Origin of the sequence: Exiguobacterium sp. s183 (assembly GCF_018617655.1) — a bacterium.
Classification (GTDB): domain Bacteria; phylum Bacillota; class Bacilli; order Exiguobacteriales; family Exiguobacteriaceae; genus Exiguobacterium; species Exiguobacterium aestuarii_A.
The window spans coordinates 282,916-302,350 of the sequence record NZ_JACSKN010000001.1; the positions used below are offsets into that span (position 1 = coordinate 282,916).

Consider the following 19,435-nt stretch of genomic DNA (forward strand, 5'->3'; position numbering starts at 1 on the left):
TTGATCATGATGGAAACAAACACAGAACCACGCTTCCGTATTTTTGATGTCTTACAATCTGAGGATTACGAACAAATCGTATTTTGCCAAGACCAAGCTTCTGGGCTAAAAGCAATCATTGCGATCCACGATACGACGCTCGGTCCAGCACTTGGCGGACTTCGCATGTGGAATTATGAGTCAGAGCAAGAAGCGCTCACAGACGTGTTGCGTCTCGCAAAAGGAATGACTTATAAAAATGCTGCGGCTGGTCTCAACCTTGGAGGCGGGAAGGCTGTCATCATCGGAAATGCCAAGACGGACAAGTCCGAAGCTCTCTTCCGCGCATTCGGTCGTTACGTACAATCACTCAGCGGACGTTACATCACTGCTGAAGATGTGAATACGACGGTTGCTGACATGGACTTCATCCATATGGAGACGGATTACGTCACAGGAGTCAGCCCTGCTTTCGGTTCAAGTGGTAACCCTTCACCAGTAACGGCGTATGGTGTCTACCGCGGTATGAAAGCCGCTGCGAAATGGAAGTTCGGAACAGACTCACTCGCAGGGAAGACGGTTGCCGTGCAAGGTGTCGGTAACGTAGCCTACAACTTATGTCGTCACCTCCACGAAGAAGGCGCGCATTTGATTGTGACAGACATCAACGAAGAAGCGCTCAAACGTGCAGAAGCAGACTTTGGTGCGACGGTCGTCAAACCAGATGAGATTTATGCAGTCGAGTGTGACATCTTCGCTCCATGTGCACTCGGTGCAGTCATCAACGACAAAACGATTCCACAATTGAAAGCACAAATCGTTGCGGGTGCCGCAAACAACCAATTGGCGGAAGATCGTCACGGGGATGTGCTTGACGAGAACGGAATCCTCTACGCGCCAGACTTCGTCATCAACGCTGGAGGTGTCATCAACGTCGCGGACGAACTTGAAGGTTACAACCGTGAACGGGCAATGAAGAAAGTCGAACTCATCTATGACAACATGATGCGTGTATTTGAAATCGCGGAGCGTGATGGAGTACCGACGCACGTGGCGGCTGACAAGATGGCCGAAGAACGGATTCACATGATGGCACGTTCACGTAGTCAGTTCCTTAAAGTTGAAAAAAGTATTCTAGGGAGACGCTAAGATGACAAAACGGCTAATTCTTGCGATCAACCCAGGGTCGACCTCGACAAAAGTTGGATTGTTTGATGGGAAGGAAGAAGTGATGACACGTACGGTCCGCCATGAGATTGACGTGACCGGTCTCAGCCTTCCTGAGCAGTTACCTCATCGTGAGCAAGAAGTGCGTGCCTTGTTAGAAGAGACTGGCATCGCGGTCAATGATTTGACCGCGATTGTCGGTCGTGGTGGTTTGCTTGCACCGATGACATCAGGAACGTATACCGTCAATGATTTGATGCGAGAGGACTTGACGAGCGGAAGATTCGGAATGCATGCGTCTAACCTCGGTGGATTGATTGCATCCAAAATAGGAGAGATTGAAGGAATCCCAAGTTTCATCGTTGACCCTGTCGTTGTCGATGAGATGCATGAGTTGGCAAGAAAGACCGGGATGGCCGACATCGATCGCCGTAGTATTTTTCATGCCCTGAATCAAAAAGCCGTCGCCAAGCGCTTTGCGACTGAAAATGGAAGCGATTACAATGAGCTGAATTTGATTGTCGCTCACTTGGGCGGAGGGATTACGGTCGGTGCGCATCAGCATGGACGCGTCATCGATGTGAACAACGGACTAGACGGTGATGGACCACTTGCTCCAGAACGGGCAGGTTCAATTCCTGTTGGACAGGTAGTAGAACTATGTTATAGTACCAGGTATAAAGAATCGGAAATGAAAAAGAAAATTGTCGGTCAAGGTGGGTTGTTCGCACACCTCGGTACATTCGATGCGATTGAGATTGAGCAACGAATGGAATCGGGAGATGATGAGGCGAGACTCCTTTATGAGACGATGGCTTACCGTGTCGCACAAGAAATTTCAAAACATGGTGCGACGCTCAGTGGTCGAGTGGATGCCATCTTATTGACAGGTGGAATCGCTTATTCTGACTGGCTGACTGACAAGATTAAAGAGCGTGTCGCATTCCTCGCGCCGGTATACGTTTATCCAGGTGAAGATGAATTGAAAGCCTTGGCAGAAGGGGCACTTCGCGTCATCGAGAAGGAAGAGACCGCAAGAGAATATGAGGGGGATACACATGGCACGAGAATTTGATGTTGTCGTCATTGGTGGAGGACCAGGAGGATATGTGGCTGCGATCAAGGCTGCACAGGCTGGTAAATCTGTCGCAATCGTCGAGGCGAGAAAATTAGGCGGCACCTGCTTACATAGAGGCTGCATCCCTACGAAAGCTCTTCTAAAAGCTGCCCATGTCTATCAAACGGCGAAACAGGGGGCAACGTACGGCGTAGAAACGGGAAGTGTGATGTTCAACATGGAACGAGCCCAAACGTATAAACGCGATCTTGTAGCTGGTCTTGAAAAAGGAATCGAGCACTTGATGAAACAAGGGAAAATTGAAGTGTTTCGCGGAAAAGCCTCGATCCTTGGACCAAGTATCTTCTCGCCACAACCTGGGACCGTATCCGTTGAAGATGAAAGCGGTGAGTCAGAACTCATCTTGCCAAACCAATTGATTATCGCAACAGGTTCGATTCCGCGTGAACTTCCTGGATTGCCGTTCGATCACGAACGTATCTTAAACTCGGACGACCTCCTCAATTTTGAGACACTACCTGAATCGATTGCGATTGTCGGTGGTGGTGTCATCGGAGTCGAATGGGCGTCCATGCTCGTCGATTTAGATGTGAACGTGACGTTGATCGAAGTAGGAGATCGATTACTTCCACTTGAGGACAAGGCGGTCTCTCGTGAGGTGGAACGTCTATTGAAGAAGCGTGGCGTCCGTGTGAAGAAGAGCGTGACGGTCGACGCCGAACGAACATTGATTCACGAAAATACAGTGGAGCTTGCTGTCGGGGAAGAGATGTTACAAGTAGACTGTGTCCTCGTCTCGGTTGGCCGAGTTGCCAACACGGAAGACTTAGGACTTCAAAACACTTCTATCGTCGTAGAGAATGGGATCATTCAAGTCGATAGTCAGTATCGGACGAAAGAACGTCATATCTTCGCAATCGGGGATTGCATCGGGAAGTTACAACTCGCTCACGTCGCGTCTGCAGAAGGCGTGAAGGCGGTCGAAACGCTTCTTGGACTTGAACCAACACCACTCGATTACGCGCTCATCCCACGTTGTGTATACAGCGTCCCTGAAGTCGCTTCGGTCGGCTTGACGGAAGAGGCGGCGAAAGATGCCGGACATGATGTGAAAACGGGGACATATCGCTTCAATGGACTCGGGAAAGCGCGGATTGAAGGACAAGCCGACGGATTCGTCAAACTCGTTTCAGACAAAGAAACAGATGACCTTCTCGGTGTTCATATCGTCGGACCGAAAGCGACTGAACTCATCACAGAAGGTGGACTCGCGCTCGTCTTGAACGCGACGGCTTGGGAGATGGGACAACTCGTGCACCCACACCCTGCACTAAGCGAAGCCTTCCAAGAAGCGGCACTTGCCGTCGATGGATTACCGATTCACGCCTAAGGAGGAACAAGAATGGAACAGATGACTGTAAACTCATATGAAGAGCTTGGTTTAACCAAACAAGATTTATTGGCGATGTATGAAACGATGGTACGCGCCCGTAAGATTGATGAACGGATGTGGAAGTTGAACCGCGCCGGGAAAATCCCGTTCGTCGTTTCATGTCAAGGACAAGAAGCGGCGCAGGTCGGTGCGGCGTTCGCGCTCGAGAAAGGAATCGACTACGTATTGCCTTACTATCGTGATGTGGCGGTTGTTCTTCACTTCGGTCAAACATCAAGAGACTTGATGTTGTCTGCATTTGCGAAAGCGGAAGATCCGAACTCGGGCGGTCGTCAGATGCCTGGTCACTTCGGCTCGAAAGAACATCGCATCGTGACGGGTTCATCTCCGGTTACGACACAAGTCCCTCATGCGGTCGGAATTGCACTTGCGGCGAAGATGAAAAAAGAAGAACTCGTCACGTTCGTCTCGTTCGGAGAAGGCTCATCAAACCAAGGTGATTTCCACGAAGGGGCAAACTTTGCTGGCGTCCATAAATTACCGGTTATCTTGTTCTGTGAGAACAACAAATATGCGATTTCGGTACCACTTACGAAACAGTTGGCATGCGAGCGTGTATCAGACCGTGCAAAAGGTTACGGGATGCCAGGTGTGACAGTCGACGGGACAGACCCGATTGCTGTATACGCGGTCGTGAAGGAAGCGCGTGAACGTGCACTTCGCGGAGAAGGACCGACGCTAATCGAAGCAGAAGTCGAGCGTCTCGTCCCACACTCATCAGATGATGATGACAAAGCATACCGTTCAGCTGAAGAATTGGCAGGATTAAAAGAGCGGGATGGCATTCAATTGTTCCGTCAACGACTTGTGAACGACGGTATTGCAACGGCGGATACACTTGCCGAAATCGATGCACAAATCGATGCTGAAGTGAATGAAGCGACGACATATGCAGACAAAGCACCGTACGCATCACCTGAATCTGCATTGGATTACGTCTATGAGGAGGAAAAATGATGAAAACGTTTATCGAAGCGATCAATGAAGCGATTCATGAGGAAATGGAGCGCGACGAAAACGTCTTCGTCGTCGGGGAAGACGTCGGCGTACGTGGTGGTGTATTCCGTGCCACACAAGGCTTGATTGAGAAGTATGGTGAAGACCGTGTCATCGACGCACCGCTCGCTGAAAGTGCGATTGCCGGTGTAGGAGTCGGGGCTGCCATGTACGGCATGCGTCCGATTGCAGAAATGCAATTCGCAGACTTTATCATGCCAGCAGTGAACCAAATCGTATCGGAAGCGGCAAAAATTCGATACCGCTCAAACAACGACTGGACGTGTCCGATGGTCATCCGCGCTCCGTTCGGTGGTGGCATTCACGGGGCACTCTATCACTCGCAATCTGTCGAGGCGATGTTCAGTTCGACGCCAGGTCTTAAAGTCGTCATTCCATCAGACCCGGTCGATGCGAAGGGATTGTTGAAAGCAGCAATCCGTTCGAACGATCCTGTCCTCTTCTTCGAACATAAGCGTGCCTATCGTCTTTTGAAGGCGGACTTGCCAACGGATGAATACACGGTTGAAATCGGTAAGGCTGCTGTCAAACGTGAAGGTGACGATATTACAATCATCACGTACGGTCTTTGTGTCCATATGGCACAAGAAGCTGCGAAAACACTCGAAGAGGAAGGAATCAGTACGCATATTCTTGATCTTCGTACCGTCTATCCGCTCGACCAGGATGCAATCATCGAGTCGGTCAAGAAGACCGGTAAAGTGTTACTCGTGACAGAGGATAACAAAGAAGGAAGCATCATTGGAGAAGTCGCGGCGATTATCGCAGAGAAGGCGCTCTTTGAACTCGATGCGCCGATTGAACGCTTAGCGGGTCCTGATGTTCCGGCTATGCCATATGCACCACCTATGGAAAAATTCTTTATCGTATCCCCAGAAAAAATTGCCGAGCGGGCGCGTCAGCTCGCCGCGTTTTAAGGAGGCGTCTCCATGGAACAAACGATTACAATGCCCCAACTCGGTGAGAGTGTGACGGAAGGCACGATTACGACATATCTCGTCAAACCGGGCGACCGTGTGGAAGAGTATGAACCACTCGCCGAAGTGATGACAGATAAAGTCACGGCCGAGATTCCGGCAACAAGTGCAGGAATCGTAAAAGAATTTCTCATTCCAGAAGGTGAGACGGTCAGTGTCGGGACACCTGTCCTAACGATGGAAGTCGAAAGTGCAGAGGAAGCTGTGACCGAGACGAAGACAGAACCAGTCGCGGAAGCTGCACCGTCAGTTCCATCTGAAGCGAAGCAAGCTGTTGCGACGGTTCCGAAAAAACAGAGTGGGAACGGTCGATATTCTCCTGCCGTCATCCGACTCGCGAATGAGAACAACATCGATTTGAATGAATTGAGCGGAAGCGGCCTAGGCGGTCGGATCACGCGGAAAGATATTCTTCGTTATTTATCAGAAGGACGCCCTGCATCAACTCCTGAGAAAGTGACACAAGCACCTCTCCAAGAGACAATGGTACAAACAAAAATGGATGTTCCGACTGAGGCACCACGTCCTGCCGTCGAGCCTTCACAACCAGCTGCCTCGACATCTACAGGTCGATACGAAACGATTCCGACAGCAGGTGTGCGTCAAGCGATTGCGAACAATATGGTTCGCTCGAAGCATGAGGCGCCACACGCATGGCTCATGATTGAGGTCGATGTAACGAATCTCGTCGAGGCACGTGCGAGATTGAAGGATGAGTTCATGAAGCGGGAAGGCGTCAAATTGACATTCATGCCGTTTTTCATGAAAGCGGCCATCGAGGCATTGAAGAAGTATCCGATGATGAACTCGGAATGGGCAAGCGATCACATCAAAGTTCACCAAGACATTCATCTTTCTGTGGCCGTCGCGGCAAACGACGCCCTGTATGTACCGGTCATTCGCCAAGCGGATGAGAAGAACATCAAAGGACTCGCTGTGGCCCTTCAAGACGTGGCATCACGTGCGCGTGAGAATCGCTTGAAAGCTGAAGAGATGCGTGGAGGGACGTTCACCATCAACAACACGGGTGCGTTTGGTTCAATCCAATCGGCACCAATCTTGAACTACCCACAAGCGGCCATTCTATCGGTCGAATCAATCGTGAAACGTCCGGTCTGGATGAACGGAATGTTCGCGGCACGGGATATGGTCAACCTTTGTATGTCGGTCGACCATCGTGTCCTCGACGGTCTCGTCGCAGGGCAGTTCTTGCAAGCGATCAAGCAGTCGCTCGAGTCGATTGACCCGAACACATATACAGTGTATTGATTCATAAAAAATGGAGGCGCTCCTAGTGGGGTGCCTCCATTTTTTCATGAGTTATAGCCGAAGAATAGCGTGAAGAAGAAACTTGCGGCTGAGATGAGTAAGAGAAGGAACGACATGGACATGCCCATGATGACGAGTCCTTTGGAGAGTCGTTGTTTGGTTTTGTAGAGCGCATACGCAAACATGAAACTGAATATGCCGAGCGTCGTGAATAACGTGAGCGGGATTGCTCGACCGTAAAGAAGGTGAAGTAAATCCAATGTTGAATCGTCCTTTCTAGTCATGGATCTTCTCAAATTGTCGTAGATGGACTTGATCCATCGATTTGATGGTCACAACAAACACGAGAAGGAACATCCAGTATACGAAGGTATAGTCTAAGGCAAATTCGGGAACCCCATCATGTCTGATCGAAGAAATCCAGAGAAGAACGAGTGAGGCTGGAAAATGAAACAGAAAAATAAAATATGGAACGAACTTTATGAATGATCGGGCATACGCAGACGGATGACGTATGACGAAGATTGCAATCATACCGATGAAAAATCCGATGCCACCAAGCGTGAAGAAAGCGAGCGAGTCAGACAAGTTAATCTCTAAAATGGGCAAAGCAAGCATCGTAAGACCGATACTCCCGATTAAGATACACGCGAATAAAATGACGTCACCTCCAATTAATTCCATATAATAATTGTAACATATTGGATGGGTGAACTCGAGGTCTAAAACAACACGCCATTTCTAATAATGGCGTGTCGGTGAGCTCTTTATATCGATTGTTCAATCATCGATTCGATGTCGCGACGAACTTCAGCTGGTGACAAACGTGCAGCATCATAGCGGACACGATGCGTTGACTCGTCTGTTCCTGTCAAGTCTGCGAAAAGACTTCCGAGGTCGTGGACACTACGGTCGACTTGTATGAGTAATTCAATCGAATCCTCTTCTTGTAAGATGACGACTTCGACTTCATCTAACTGACGCACAAAACGTGAGCCGTTCGCTGAATATTCGAGTTCTTGTGCAATCGGAAGACGACCTGAACGATGGCGTGCCGGGAGCATCTCTGTGTCGGCTTTCTTGAGACGGAAACCGAGTTCGTCCATCGCATCTAGAATGACTTGTTGTGAAGCGTTCGGTTGAACGGTAATCGCATCTTCATCTTTTGGGTCGACGGCTTGGGCGATATCAAGCCCGGTCTCAATCCATGATTTCGATTGACTGACAGAGAGTGGGGTATTGAACGGGACGTTGACGGTGAACGGGATCTCTTTCACTTCTCCTGGTCCAATCATAAATGGAGCCTCATTCAATAAAATCTTTTCGATCGTGAAGGTCGAGTATGTCGATTTGTCGTTGACCTCATGCTTGTACAGCGTATTGAAGAATAGGTAGATGCTGTCGACTGATTGTTCGACCGAACCACCTTCGATATGGACGACCCCGTTCAGTTCTCCACCAGGCGTACAGTGGCTTTCATTCAGACGTGTATCCACTTTTGCGGCACCAATTCCGATTGATGATAAAATCTTTTTAAACATATGTGTATCCTCCTTTGACGTAACGTCGTCTTCGTGTAATAGTATGTACGGACAGGTGAAACGATATGTTTCAAAATTTCTAAAAAAGGATTGAATCCATTGGAATATAAAGCGTTACAAGAACGTCTCGAAGACGTGATCCAATTAAATCATCTCGTGTCGGCGACAATCAGTCAACCCCGTCAAAAATCAAGTGATCTCAGACGCGTCAAATTGAAACCGGTCATGCTTCGGAATGCATACCACATCCAGTTCGAATATCAGTACGAACGGGTGATGAACCATAAAAACTTACCGCCGGATGAGGCTGTAGAAGAATTGCTCGAACTTCTTGAAACGTTCAGACAGGGACAGTTTCAGTTAAAGGAATCTGATCTCCAATTCCAGTTATCGAAAAAGTTCAAAGTGACATTGAAAGAAAAGCAGACAGCTCAAAAAGAAATTCAGTTGAGCCATAATCGGGAAAAGCAGTATGTACTCCCGCTCGATAAGCCGGTCCCGTTCTTGATTCGACTTGGCATCCAGTCGAGTGATGGGAAAGTGAAGCGACAAAAGTATGACAAGTTTAAACAAATCAACCGCTTCCTTGAGTTCATTGAGGATTCGCTCAAACACTTGCCGACAGACCGTACCGTCCGAATCTTGGATTTCGGTTCAGGGAAATCGTATTTGACGTTCGCGCTCTATCACTTTTTACACGAGATGAAAGGGTATGATGTCCATATCACGGGTCTCGATTTGAAAAAAGAAGTCATCGAAGAATGTGCATCGATTGCGAAAGACTTAGGATATGAGCGACTCGAGTTCTTAGTTGGAGACATCAATGAATATGAAGGGGAGACAGCTGTCGATATGGTCGTGACGCTTCATGCTTGTGACGTGGCGACTGACATGGCGTTAGCCCGTGCCGTCCGGTGGGGGGCGAAAGTCATCTTGAGCGTCCCTTGCTGTCAGAAGGAGTTAAATCGTCAACTTCAAGCACCGAATCTAGACGTGATGCTCCAGCACGGATTGATCAAAGAACGGTTCGCCTCGCTCGCAACAGATTCGATTCGGGCCGAACTTCTTGGACTTGTCGGTTATGAAGCTCAATTACTGGAGTTCATCGACCTCGAGCATACGCCAAAGAACATCATGATTCGTGCCTATTTGACGAATCGAGTAGCGAGTGATGAGACGAAGGCTCGTTACCTCGCTTTTAAACAAATGTTACAGGCAGATCCGTTCTTAGAACGTGAATTGAGCGATAGACTTGTCCTCGAGGTAGAACAAGACGTAAAATAAGGGAGTATAGACGAAATGTCGAAAGGGGACACAACATGGATTTTCAATTATATTTTCAAGATGTAGTCGAACAAGCGCGTAACGAAGTGCGTGCTGCAGGATACACAGAGCTCACGACACCGGACGAAGTGGACGGGGCACTGAAAAAAGAAGGGAAGACACTTGTACTCGTTAACTCGGTTTGTGGTTGTGCAGGCGGAATCGCTCGTCCGGCCGCGGCTTACGTAAACAAGATGGAAGGCGTCAAACCTGACCATTTCGTGACCGTGTTTGCAGGTCAAGACCGTGAAGCAACAGATCGTGCACGTGAGTATTTCGAAGGATATGCACCGTCTTCACCATCGATTGCCCTCCTCGAGGATGGAAACATCGTGACGATGGTAGAGCGTAGTGAAATCGAGTCGTCAACTGCGGAAGAACTCGTCGACCAATTAAAAACATTGTTCGATATCTACTTCGCATAATCAAGCATCGGCGCAAAGGCACTGCCTTTGCGCTTTTGTGAAAAGGGGCAGTGTATATGGAACCAGTCATCAAAATTATGACAGAGGCAGAATATATGATTGCCCTGTCACGCGGTGAGATCAATGAACCGTCGCTTCAATCGGAAGGGACGATTAAATGTTGTACACCGCAACAGATCGGAAAGGTCGTCAGAGCGTCGTATCCGGGAGAAGCGGTCGTGCTCGTCTCCCTTTACGTCAATCGTCTTGGGCAACTGTTACATTATGAGTTAGATGAGGATGGGGAACGTTATCCGCACGTTTATAGTGCCATCCCAATGTCATCCGTTAAACAAGTCCAACCATATGGGTCTCGCGACAATGGAACGGTCACATATTTCGCTTTCGAGCGAATGTGACCTTCTTTTTTTGTATAAAATGCATGAATATACTTTACAAGTAATAATTATGTGTATATAGTGGTTGAAGACACAAGTCGGACAACTGATGTGTCCTAGGACAGTTGAGCCACGTTCACACATATGTCATAATTTTGTTAAAGTTCTGATAATTATCATTTAACTATGAAAGGGAGATGAAGATGAAAAAAGGTTTTCTAGCATTATGTTTAGCAGGACTGGCCGCGTTCTCAGTCGCATGTGGGGCAGACGTGAACGAAGGAGGATCGACATCGACCGATGGTGAGGATGACAAAGTCATCGTCATGGGTACAAGTGCCGATTACTTCCCGTATGAATTCGTTGACACAGCGAACGGCGACGAAATCGTCGGATTTGATATCGACATCGCCAAAAAAGTGGCGGAAAACATGGGATATGAATTGAAAATTGAAGATATGGACTTCGGAAGCTTGCTCGGAGCCCTCAACGCGGGTCGTGTCGACTTCGTCATGGCTGGTATGACACCGACAGAAGAGCGTAAAGAAAATGCTGATTTCTCGGATATCTATTTCACAGCGGTGAACTTGATCTTATCAAAAGATGATTCGCTTCAATCACTTGAAGATTTGAAAGGCAAAAAGATTGGTGTCCAGCTTGGTTCGATTCAAGAAGGAATCGCACAGGATCAAATCACAGACGCTGAAATCGTCTCATTGAACAAAATTCCTGAGATCATCCAGGAAATCAAGACAGGACGTATTGACGCAATGGTCATCGAAGATACGGTCGCGAAGAAATACCTCGAGCAAGACAGCGAATTGACAACATTTGAAATCGTGGACGAAGAAGAAGCGGGCTCTGCTGCTGCCTTCCGTAAAGACGATGAACTCCGCGATCAATTCAACGAAGAGTTGAAGAAGATGATCGACAGTGGAGAAATCGAAGAGTTAGCACAAAAATGGTTTGAAGAAGAGGCTGCACCAGCCGAATAATGAATCGTACGAGGCTGACTGAAGATGAATCGGTCAGCCTTTTTTTAGGAGGAACTTACAATGGATTTTAGCCGGATTTATGATTCGATCCCTTACATACTTGAGGGGATCCCAGTCATGTTCCAGGTGGTCATCGTCTCGGCATTGATCGGGATCTCACTTGGTATTGTCGTTGCAACACTGAAAATCGTACCGAATCGTCTCATCAACTTTATTGGACATGCATACACGGCTGTATTCCGTGGGACGCCACTCATCTTGCAACTTGCCATCATTCACTTCGGGTTGCCGCAATTGACTGGCTATATCACGACACCGTATCAATCGGCAGTCATCGCCTTCTCATTAAACTCAGGGGCGTATATTTCAGAGATTATTCGTGCTGGTATTCAAGCGGTCGATAAAGGCCAATGGGAAGCATCTGATGCCTTAGGTGTCCCATACGTCAAACAATTACGTTCAATCATCTTGCCGCAGGCGTTCAAGAACATCTTGCCCGCCCTCGTCAACGAGATGATCACGTTGACAAAAGAGTCGGCCCTCGTCTCGACGGTCGGCGTACTCGACATCATGCGCCGCGCACAGATTGTCGGTGGGCAGAAGGCGATCTACTTCGAACCGCTTCTATTCGCCGGTGTGATATACTTTACGATAGTGATGATCTTGACGTATCTTGGACAACGTCTAGAAAAACGGTTAAGAAAGAGTGATGGAAGATGATCGAAGTTAAAGACCTACACAAACAATTTGGTGACTTAGAAGTATTGAAGGGAATCACGACGACGATTGAGCGTGGTGAAGTGGTCGCCGTCATCGGACCGTCTGGGTCTGGTAAATCGACATTTCTGCGTTGCTTGAACATGCTAGAAATCCCGACGAGCGGGACGGTCAGTGTGGATGGATTCGAACTTACGAAAAAAGGGGCGAACGTCGCGAAGGCTCGCCAAAATATCGGGATGGTGTTCCAACAGTTCAACCTCTTCCCGCATATGAGCGTATTGGACAATTTGACGTACGCACCGGTCAACGTCTTGAAAGTTAGTAAGACTGAAGCACTCGAACGTGCGAAAAAATTGCTCGAACGTGTCGGTCTCTCTGAGAAAATCGACGCCTACCCGAGCCAATTATCGGGTGGACAAAAACAACGTGTCGCGATCGCACGTGCTTTGGCGATGGAACCAAATGTCATGTTATTCGATGAGCCGACTTCGGCACTTGACCCTGAGATGGTCAACGAAGTACTCGATGTCATGAAAGGGTTAGCTGAGACAGGGATGACGATGGTTGTCGTCACACACGAAATGGGCTTTGCTCGTGAAGTGGCAGACCGTGTCCTCTTCCTTGACGAAGGAATTTTGATGGAAGAAGGAAAACCTGCCGACTTGTTGTTGAACCCGCAGACAGACCGTGCGAAACGTTTCTTAGAAAAAGTGTTGTAATCTGAACTTAAGAAGGAAGGATGAATGCACATGAAAATCACTTATTATGGACACGCGACAGTAGGATTTGAGATCGATGGCGTAAACGTGTTGATTGATCCATTTTTGACGAGTAACCCTCATACGGAAGTAGACCCTTCTACACTACGCCCAGACTATTTGTTGCTCACCCATGCTCACTTTGATCATATCGAAGATGTCGAATTGATCGCGAAAGAGACGGGTGCGACGATTGTGGCGACGCATGAGCTCGCGACCTATTATGAGAAAAAAGGTTTTTCTGTACACGGAATGAACATCGGTGGCGGACACGCCTTCCCGTTCGGACGCGTCACGATGACGCAAGCCTTTCATAGCTCGAGTTTCGATATGGGTGACACACCGATCTATATGGGAATGCCAGCTGGATTCATCATTGAGACGAATGAGCTGACGCTCTATCACGCTGGGGATACGAGCCTGTTCTCGGATATGAAAATGTACGGAGAACGTTTCGAAATCGATGTCGCCTTCCTTCCAATCGGAGACAATTTTACGATGGGACCTGCAGATGCATTAGACGCGGCGCAGTGGCTCCAAGCCAAACGGGTCGTCCCAATCCACTTTGATACGTTCCCGCCAATCAAGCAGGACGCTCAAGCATTCTGCGACCAGTTACATCGCCGTGGTCTTTTGATTGAACCGAACACGACGATCGAGATTTAAGCGTGGATATGATACAAGCGACGAAAACGTTCGTCGAACAAATTCATGCAGAAGACCATACAGGGCATGACACCGCTCATATTGAGCGCGTCGTCCGACTGGTGGAGCGCTTGATGAAGGATGAGCCTGTCGACGAGACAGTGCTCATCCTTGCTGCATATTTACATGACGTGGAAGACCATAAGTTCGGTCGACCGAAAGGACTCATCAATCAACATTTGACTTCTCTAGAAATCACTGAAGAGCAAGCAAACTTGGTGCTGACTTTAATTGATGAAGTGTCTTTCTCAAAAGGAAGGCAACCAACGACTCGCGAAAGTGAAATTTTGCAGGACGCCGATCGTCTTGATGCCATCGGAGCCATTGGGATTGCGCGAACGTTCCAATACGCTGGTTCTCGCGGAACACCGCTCGATTTGTCAGATCAGAGTGCCATTCAACATTTTCAAGATAAATTGTTGAAACTGGCGTCTAGGATGCACACCGTAAAAGCGAAACAATTGGCGATGTCACGTCATGTGTTCATGGAGCGCTTTTTGGTGCAATTTCACGAAGAGTGGGATGGAGTAGACGTTTAAAAGGACGACCGGGATGCATGTCTCGGTCGTCCTTTTGATTAAAATGGATGTTTATTGAGCCAGTGGCCGCCGTCAAGAGAAATACAATCCCCGTTTAAATAACGCATCTCGTCAGAGGCCATCCAAAAGGCCAAGTCGGCGATTTCTTCCGGTGTCCCAAAGCGTCCGAGCGGGACGTTGCGGCGAATCCGCTCTACTTCTTTCACATGAGACACGAGTTTTTCCGCGCCGCCTGTCCGTTCAATCGGTCCTGGGCTGATCGCATTGACACGGGCCCCGAACTGATAGCCCCATTCGACTGCGAGCGTTCTCGTCAAATTGAGGACGCCTGCTTTCGCTGCCGCACTCGGTGCGACACCAGGACCTGCTTGCCATGCATACGAGGCGACCATGTTAATGATTGACCCGCCTCGTAATTCTTCTGCTTCCCAATGTTTCCCGAGAACATGAGTGCAGTTGAATGTGCCGTTCAAGACGATGTCAATGACGCTCGCCCAACCGTTCGGAGACAAATCAAGTGTCGGACAGACGAAATTACCTGCCGCGTTGTTGACGAGTGCGTGAACCGGTCCGTAAGCGGATACGATGTCAGCGAGTGCTTGAGCGCATCCTTCATAATCACGAACATCATGCCGCACACTCATCGCTTGACCTGCTTCAATAGCGTTCAGTTCGTCCATCGCTTCTAGTAGTCGTTCCTCGTTTCGACCACTGATGGCGACATTCCATCCTTCTTGCTTAAATTTTAATGCCATGGCTTTCCCCATACCAGACGATCCCCCGGTAATCCAAATCGTTTTCATATTGATTCCCCCTTGAAAATGAATGGTCGTTCATTCTATGTATTCGTCTTCTGATTTGAAATTCCTTCAATCAGATGTCATTTGGTGTTGAATCATTTCTTCGACAAGATGCGTATATAGAATATGATACGATTGAAGTGCGTAAGATGATGTCAATCAATTGGAGGGAGCTGCTAAGCCATGAGGCGACTGATGGGGATATCTATTTTCAGTATTCTAGTTGTGATAGCGCTCGTTTTTACGAATATGAGAGATGATGATTTGCCCGAACCGATTGAAAAGGTGACGAATTCTCAAGTCGAAACAAAGGCCGTTCCTGAAATGACTGTGGGCGAACTAAAAGGTATTTTAACTGATTTCCAACGCAATGTGGCCCCGCAAATCAAAAACGATTTCGAACGGAAGTTGGCAGAACGAATGTATGTGGAGATGAAACTGTTTGATGAAAGCATTGATGTGAACAAACTCATAACGCGCGCTACAGAGCAAGCTGATTTTGAACGTGCTTGGTTGACTCATGCGAAAGACGAGTATGGGGTCGTCGTAACAGATGAAGAAGTCGATGGTTGGATTGAACGAGGACCTGATGCGGAGGTAGTCGAGTCACAAAGACGGTATGCCGAGGCAAAAGAAATGAGTGTATATGAGCTGAATCATAATTATGATCGAGATCAATATATGAAATGGGTCGTATGGGAAAGACTGATCCCACTCATCACGGAACGATACGAAGAGTCAAGTGAGCAAGTGCTCGACAATAATCTACTCATCGAGCTTTACGAAAAAGAAGTGAAGGATACTCTATGAATCAATGATACATCAATCAGCCCGACTCATTTGAGTCGGGCTATTGTTCATTTCATTTGTTTCAATTGTTCCAAGCCAAGTTCGCGATCGATTGCATACATCGTACCGGCGACCTTCTCACCCCAATACGGGTCTGAGGCGTAGAAGATGTTAATTCCTTCTTGTTTGTTACCAGGGTAATCTCCGCGTGCGTATGGACCTTTTACATATTTTGTGGCGAACAGTTCGGCAGCCGCGTCAACGCTCGCTTCAACCGTCTCAAAGGTTGTGGCATTGCCGCTCGGGTCGTCATCTGTTGCACGAAATCCGAACAAGTTACGCTTTTCCCGTGCGATGTCGGACGTCCCAAACCTCGACTCATGACCGGCTACAGCGAGTAGGAATAAGGCATTGATGCCATACGTTTCTTCCGCACGTTTGAAGGCGTCGCCCTCTCCAGCGAGTGGAGAGTCGATAGATTGTAAATATTGATCGAACGCTTTGGCGGAATACGGTGACGATGATCGGATCGAAGCGAATTGATAGGGAGAGTCGAAGACGTCTCGGACACGTTCCGTATAAAAACGATCATTTGAGCGTTTTTCTGTCGGTCCGACAAGAAACGTGCCGGCGAGATTCGCATTCGCCTCAACGGAATGATACACATCACCATCTCGAATCTCGTAGTAACCACGTCTTTCCACGACGGCTTCTGGGAACAATGCCATCTGATCCGGTTTTACGTAGACGTCTGCGCCTGATATGCGTACTTTCAAATGGTCTTCTCCTCGTTCAAGGAGTTGAAGTCTTGTACCACCAGCGACATAAGACTGACGTTTTTTAAACGATTGATCTTCGTAAAGGTTCGTGATGGCATCGCTTGGAGTCACGACCACACCGGTGCCTGTGAAGTCGAGAACTTCTCCAGAAGGAGAGAATAAGGTGCGGTTGTTTCCCGCTGCCATATAGCGTTTTGCCTCAGCAAGAGATTCGAACGACCGTGTGACACGGTCCCCGTTCGTGACGGTTTCGACAGTATATGTGTCTTCACGACCGGTCTGTATCCATAAAAATGCGGCGATGGCGAGAGCGAGTGTCGCAATCATCGGCCAAATCGTACGTTTTTTCTTTCGTTTCAATCAGATCACTTCCAAACTTTTGAATTGCCAAACGAGTTGATTTAGTCAACAATTTGATGGAGAAGGGGGAAATCAGTATGAAAATTGGAACGCGGACGTTAAAAACCGCGGTCGCAGCGGGTATCGCAATGCTCATTTCCGAGACGATTCATCTTGATTATTTTGTATTTGCTGCCATTATCGCCATTTTGAGTATTCAAGAGACACGCAAGAAATCTATTCGTGCTTCGTATGAGCGCGTCATGGCGAGTCTTCTCGCCATCGGGATGGGCGCCGCGATGTTTACGTTACTCGGTTATTCACCGGTGACGCTCACACTTTATTTTGTCATCTTCATTCCGCTCGTACAACAACTGAAACTGCAAGATGGACTCATTACGAGTGTCGTGATCTTGACGCATCTTTATACCGAGGCGCAGTTCTCGCTTGAATTGTTCATCAACGAGTTATTGCTCATCGCGATTGGTGTCGGGGTCGGACTCGTCGTCAACATGTATATGCCGACGCTAGACCGTGAAATCGAGCGAATCAAAGATAGTATCGATCGATCGCTTGCCGTACTTTTTTACGATGTAGCCGCATGTGTCGAGACCGGTGTGTATAACAATCATTCGATGATGCTCATCAAAACACGGGACTATTTGAAAGAAGGGAAAGATTTGGCCCTTCGACGTATGGGTAACTCCATCGGGAAGCGGAATGAAGACATGGACTATCTATACTTCAGAATGCGGGAGCGACAATACGATATTTTGAAGCGGGTCGCTGATAACGCAAGAGAAATCACCATGGTCGTCAATGAAGCAAAACCTGTTGCAACATTTTTGCGTCGCGTCGGGGATCATGTGAACGAGCAGGCGGACGCTTCCGTCTTTCTTCAAGAACTTGAAGAAATGATTGAACATTATCGAAAAAACGTACCTCTCCCCACAACACGTGAAGAATTTGAGGTACGTTCATCCTTGTTGAATATTTTATCGGATGTGAAGAGTTACTTGATCTTGAAAGAACGCTATATTTTGCTCTTAAAAGAACATGGTCATGCTCGAGAGAAACGTGCTGATCAAAAAGATTGAGACGATGACGATGACGCCAATTTGAATGATGCGTTGTCGTCTTTTTTGCTTTTTCTTCATAACTTGCCTCCATGTACGTGTTTGCCATCATTGTACAGAATGGAAAAGATTCGTGCAATCTAAGGGAGTTTGTTATAATGGTCAAGAAATGTTTGGATGGAGGGATGTTGTTTATGGTAAACGAGACACGTGTGCTCGACACATTTTTAGGATTGGTCGGCATCGATTCAGAAACGAAGGAAGAAGCTGTCATTTGTGAACACTTGAAAGCGGTATTCACAGAGCTTGGATGTGATGTGTATGAAGACGATGCATCAACGAAGACAGCACATTCTGGTAACAACTTAATCATCACGTTGCCTGCAACGAAAGAGAATGTTGATCCGATTTACTTCACAGCTCATATGGATACGGTGACACCTGGTAAGGGAATCAAGACGAGCATCAAAGATGGTTATGTCGTCACGGATGGTACAACGATTCTCGGAGCGGATGATAAGACAGGTCTCACGGCGATGATCGAGCTTGTTCGCGTGTTGAACGAAAAACAGATTCCACACGGTCAGATTCAATTCGTGATTACGGTCGGAGAAGAATCAGGACTCGTCGGGGCGAAAGTCTTGGATTTATCAAAAATCGACGCGAAGTTCGGTTTTGCACTTGACTCGGACGGTCCAGTCGGCGACATCATCGTCGCGGCACCGACACAAGCGAAAGTGAACGCGAAGATTTATGGAAAGACGGCTCATGCGGGTGTCGCTCCTGAAAAAGGGATTTCAGCGATTCAAATCGCAGCAAAAGCCATCGCGAAGATGCCGCTCGGTCGAATCGATGAAGAAACGACGGCGAACATCGGACGCTTCGAAGGGGGACGTGCTACAAACATCGTTTGTGACTATGTCGAAGTACTCGCGGAGGCTCGTTCGCTCATTCATGAGAAGATGGAGAAACAGGCGGAAACGATGAAGCAAGCCTATATCGAAGTGGCGGAGTCATTCGGTGGTCGTGCTGAAGTCGACATCGACATCATGTACCCGGGATTCAAGTTTGAAGAAGGCGATGAAGTTGTCGAGGTCGCAAAACGTGCGGCGGCGACAATCGGACGTCCGACACGAATCTTGCACTCAGGCGGCGGTTCAGATGCGAACGTCATCGCCGGTGGCGGGATTCCGACAGTCAACTTAGCGGTCGGTTATGAAGAAATTCATACGACAAACGAGCGGATGCCACTTGAAGAGCTATATAAACTCGTCGAGTATGTCGTCACAATCGTCGAAGAAGTTGCATCACCTAAGCAATAAAAAAAGA

The 19,435-nt window shown here is 48.0% G+C and carries 22 protein-coding genes; 17 read left to right on the plus strand and 5 right to left on the minus strand.

Features of this window, described 5'->3' with window-relative positions:
- The first annotated feature begins 6 nt into the window (after positions 1-6).
- From KNP62_RS01430 to KNP62_RS01455, 6 genes are read left to right on the plus strand one after another with little or no spacing between them, the layout of a single operon-like run.
- On the plus strand, positions 7-1,128 hold the full coding sequence (locus KNP62_RS01430) for a Glu/Leu/Phe/Val family dehydrogenase (RefSeq protein ID WP_214782426.1): 1,122 nt from the start codon (positions 7-9) through the stop codon (positions 1,126-1,128).
- Position 1,129: 1 nt separating this feature from the next.
- Complete coding sequence (buk, locus tag KNP62_RS01435; protein ID WP_214782429.1) at positions 1,130-2,221, plus strand: butyrate kinase; 1,092 nt, start codon at positions 1,130-1,132, stop codon at positions 2,219-2,221.
- Entirely contained in the window at positions 2,205-3,614 is a 1,410-nt protein-coding gene (gene lpdA / locus KNP62_RS01440) for a dihydrolipoyl dehydrogenase (protein WP_214782431.1), read from the plus strand. The genes buk and lpdA overlap by 17 nt, the downstream gene beginning before the upstream one ends.
- 12 nt (positions 3,615-3,626) lie before the next feature.
- The gene (locus KNP62_RS01445) at positions 3,627-4,634 is read left to right on the plus strand and encodes a thiamine pyrophosphate-dependent dehydrogenase E1 component subunit alpha (protein ID WP_370148335.1); all 1,008 of its coding nucleotides are present in this window, start codon (positions 3,627-3,629) and stop codon (positions 4,632-4,634) included.
- A complete protein-coding gene (locus KNP62_RS01450) occupies positions 4,634-5,611 on the plus strand; it encodes an alpha-ketoacid dehydrogenase subunit beta (protein ID WP_214782433.1) in 978 nt (325 codons plus the stop codon). The genes KNP62_RS01445 and KNP62_RS01450 overlap by 1 nt, the downstream gene beginning before the upstream one ends.
- 12 nt (positions 5,612-5,623) lie before the next feature.
- Positions 5,624-6,940 carry a dihydrolipoamide acetyltransferase family protein gene (locus KNP62_RS01455; protein WP_214782435.1) on the plus strand — a complete coding sequence of 439 codons (1,317 nt, stop codon included), beginning with the start codon at positions 5,624-5,626 and terminating at the stop codon, positions 6,938-6,940.
- A 44-nt stretch (positions 6,941-6,984) separates the two neighbouring features.
- Here KNP62_RS01455 and KNP62_RS01460 read toward each other — a convergent pair whose 3' ends face one another.
- The 3 genes from KNP62_RS01460 to KNP62_RS01470 form a co-directional block, all read right to left on the minus strand.
- The gene (locus KNP62_RS01460) at positions 6,985-7,200 is read right to left on the minus strand and encodes a hypothetical protein (protein ID WP_214782437.1); all 216 of its coding nucleotides are present in this window, start codon (positions 7,198-7,200) and stop codon (positions 6,985-6,987) included.
- A gap of 16 nt (positions 7,201-7,216) precedes the next feature.
- Complete coding sequence (locus KNP62_RS01465; RefSeq protein WP_214782440.1) at positions 7,217-7,624, minus strand: hypothetical protein; 408 nt, start codon at positions 7,622-7,624, stop codon at positions 7,217-7,219.
- An 83-nt stretch (positions 7,625-7,707) separates the two neighbouring features.
- Positions 7,708-8,481: a sporulation protein gene (locus tag KNP62_RS01470; RefSeq protein ID WP_214782443.1), complete on the minus strand. Its 774-nt coding sequence runs from the start codon at positions 8,479-8,481 to the stop codon at positions 7,708-7,710.
- Positions 8,482-8,580: 99 nt separating this feature from the next.
- On the opposite strand from KNP62_RS01470, the gene KNP62_RS01475 reads away from it, so the two are divergent.
- The 8 genes from KNP62_RS01475 to KNP62_RS01510 all read left to right on the plus strand — a co-directional run bounded on the left by KNP62_RS01475 (position 8,581) and on the right by KNP62_RS01510 (position 14,323).
- Entirely contained in the window at positions 8,581-9,765 is a 1,185-nt protein-coding gene (locus tag KNP62_RS01475) for a class I SAM-dependent methyltransferase (protein WP_214782445.1), read from the plus strand.
- 35 nt (positions 9,766-9,800) lie between these two features.
- Positions 9,801-10,229 carry a BrxA/BrxB family bacilliredoxin gene (locus KNP62_RS01480; RefSeq protein ID WP_214782447.1) on the plus strand — a complete coding sequence of 143 codons (429 nt, stop codon included), beginning with the start codon at positions 9,801-9,803 and terminating at the stop codon, positions 10,227-10,229.
- 56 nt (positions 10,230-10,285) lie between these two features.
- Complete coding sequence (locus KNP62_RS01485; RefSeq protein WP_214782449.1) at positions 10,286-10,627, plus strand: DUF952 domain-containing protein; 342 nt, start codon at positions 10,286-10,288, stop codon at positions 10,625-10,627.
- 182 nt (positions 10,628-10,809) lie between these two features.
- Positions 10,810-11,601, plus strand: coding sequence for a transporter substrate-binding domain-containing protein (locus KNP62_RS01490; RefSeq protein WP_012726549.1), 792 nt, complete (start codon positions 10,810-10,812; stop codon positions 11,599-11,601).
- Between the two features lie 60 nt (positions 11,602-11,661).
- A complete protein-coding gene (locus KNP62_RS01495; protein ID WP_012726548.1) occupies positions 11,662-12,321 on the plus strand; it encodes an amino acid ABC transporter permease in 660 nt (219 codons plus the stop codon).
- Positions 12,318-13,040, plus strand: coding sequence for an amino acid ABC transporter ATP-binding protein (locus KNP62_RS01500; RefSeq protein ID WP_214748098.1), 723 nt, complete (start codon positions 12,318-12,320; stop codon positions 13,038-13,040). Before KNP62_RS01495 ends, KNP62_RS01500 begins: the two co-directional genes overlap by 4 nt.
- Positions 13,041-13,070: 30 nt before the next feature.
- A complete protein-coding gene (locus KNP62_RS01505) occupies positions 13,071-13,745 on the plus strand; it encodes a metal-dependent hydrolase (protein ID WP_214748101.1) in 675 nt (224 codons plus the stop codon).
- 8 nt (positions 13,746-13,753) lie between these two features.
- Positions 13,754-14,323 carry an HD domain-containing protein gene (locus KNP62_RS01510; RefSeq protein WP_251125590.1) on the plus strand — a complete coding sequence of 190 codons (570 nt, stop codon included), beginning with the start codon at positions 13,754-13,756 and terminating at the stop codon, positions 14,321-14,323.
- 38 nt (positions 14,324-14,361) lie between these two features.
- On the opposite strand, the gene fadH is transcribed toward KNP62_RS01510, so the two are convergent.
- Positions 14,362-15,132 carry a 2,4-dienoyl-CoA reductase gene (fadH, locus tag KNP62_RS01515; RefSeq protein ID WP_353047510.1) on the minus strand — a complete coding sequence of 257 codons (771 nt, stop codon included), beginning with the start codon at positions 15,130-15,132 and terminating at the stop codon, positions 14,362-14,364.
- A gap of 186 nt (positions 15,133-15,318) precedes the next feature.
- Between fadH and KNP62_RS01520 the strand changes: the two genes are divergently transcribed.
- Positions 15,319-15,933 (plus strand): hypothetical protein, encoded by a 615-nt coding sequence (locus tag KNP62_RS01520; protein WP_214782454.1) that lies wholly within the window; start codon positions 15,319-15,321, stop codon positions 15,931-15,933.
- A gap of 47 nt (positions 15,934-15,980) precedes the next feature.
- Here KNP62_RS01520 and KNP62_RS01525 read toward each other — a convergent pair whose 3' ends face one another.
- Complete coding sequence (locus KNP62_RS01525; protein WP_251125550.1) at positions 15,981-17,051, minus strand: N-acetylglucosaminidase; 1,071 nt, start codon at positions 17,049-17,051, stop codon at positions 15,981-15,983.
- Positions 17,052-17,128: 77 nt separating this feature from the next.
- Between KNP62_RS01525 and KNP62_RS01530 the strand changes: the two genes are divergently transcribed.
- Together KNP62_RS01530 and KNP62_RS01535 are read left to right on the plus strand one after the other, a co-directional pair.
- Entirely contained in the window at positions 17,129-18,127 is a 999-nt protein-coding gene (locus tag KNP62_RS01530; protein ID WP_214782456.1) for an aromatic acid exporter family protein, read from the plus strand.
- Between the two features lie 173 nt (positions 18,128-18,300).
- The gene (locus tag KNP62_RS01535; protein WP_214784020.1) at positions 18,301-19,428 is read left to right on the plus strand and encodes a M20/M25/M40 family metallo-hydrolase; all 1,128 of its coding nucleotides are present in this window, start codon (positions 18,301-18,303) and stop codon (positions 19,426-19,428) included.
- Positions 19,429-19,435: the final 7 nt, after the last annotated feature.

Excerpts from the sequence above, each read along its gene's own strand:
- KNP62_RS01450 (WP_214782433.1), top strand. The coding sequence starts at position 4,634 with ATGAAAACGTTTATCGAAGCGATCAATGAAGCGATTCATGAGGAAATG.
- KNP62_RS01495 (WP_012726548.1), top strand. The coding sequence starts at position 11,662 with ATGGATTTTAGCCGGATTTATGATTCGATCCCTTACATACTTGAGGGG.
- KNP62_RS01430 (WP_214782426.1), top strand. The coding sequence starts at position 7 with ATGATGGAAACAAACACAGAACCACGCTTCCGTATTTTTGATGTCTTA.
- KNP62_RS01480 (WP_214782447.1), top strand. The coding sequence starts at position 9,801 with ATGGATTTTCAATTATATTTTCAAGATGTAGTCGAACAAGCGCGTAAC.
- KNP62_RS01445 (WP_370148335.1), top strand. The coding sequence starts at position 3,627 with ATGGAACAGATGACTGTAAACTCATATGAAGAGCTTGGTTTAACCAAA.
- KNP62_RS01500 (WP_214748098.1), top strand. The coding sequence starts at position 12,318 with ATGATCGAAGTTAAAGACCTACACAAACAATTTGGTGACTTAGAAGTA.
- buk (WP_214782429.1), top strand. The coding sequence starts at position 1,130 with ATGACAAAACGGCTAATTCTTGCGATCAACCCAGGGTCGACCTCGACA.
- KNP62_RS01505 (WP_214748101.1), top strand. The coding sequence starts at position 13,071 with ATGAAAATCACTTATTATGGACACGCGACAGTAGGATTTGAGATCGAT.
- KNP62_RS01490 (WP_012726549.1), top strand. The coding sequence starts at position 10,810 with ATGAAAAAAGGTTTTCTAGCATTATGTTTAGCAGGACTGGCCGCGTTC.
- KNP62_RS01465 (WP_214782440.1), bottom strand. The coding sequence starts at position 7,624 with ATGGAATTAATTGGAGGTGACGTCATTTTATTCGCGTGTATCTTAATC.
- lpdA (WP_214782431.1), top strand. The coding sequence starts at position 2,205 with ATGGCACGAGAATTTGATGTTGTCGTCATTGGTGGAGGACCAGGAGGA.
- KNP62_RS01530 (WP_214782456.1), top strand. The coding sequence starts at position 17,129 with ATGAAAATTGGAACGCGGACGTTAAAAACCGCGGTCGCAGCGGGTATC.
- KNP62_RS01485 (WP_214782449.1), top strand. The coding sequence starts at position 10,286 with ATGGAACCAGTCATCAAAATTATGACAGAGGCAGAATATATGATTGCC.
- KNP62_RS01510 (WP_251125590.1), top strand. The coding sequence starts at position 13,754 with ATGATACAAGCGACGAAAACGTTCGTCGAACAAATTCATGCAGAAGAC.
- KNP62_RS01520 (WP_214782454.1), top strand. The coding sequence starts at position 15,319 with ATGGGGATATCTATTTTCAGTATTCTAGTTGTGATAGCGCTCGTTTTT.
- KNP62_RS01535 (WP_214784020.1), top strand. The coding sequence starts at position 18,301 with ATGGTAAACGAGACACGTGTGCTCGACACATTTTTAGGATTGGTCGGC.
- KNP62_RS01455 (WP_214782435.1), top strand. The coding sequence starts at position 5,624 with ATGGAACAAACGATTACAATGCCCCAACTCGGTGAGAGTGTGACGGAA.
- KNP62_RS01470 (WP_214782443.1), bottom strand. The coding sequence starts at position 8,481 with ATGTTTAAAAAGATTTTATCATCAATCGGAATTGGTGCCGCAAAAGTG.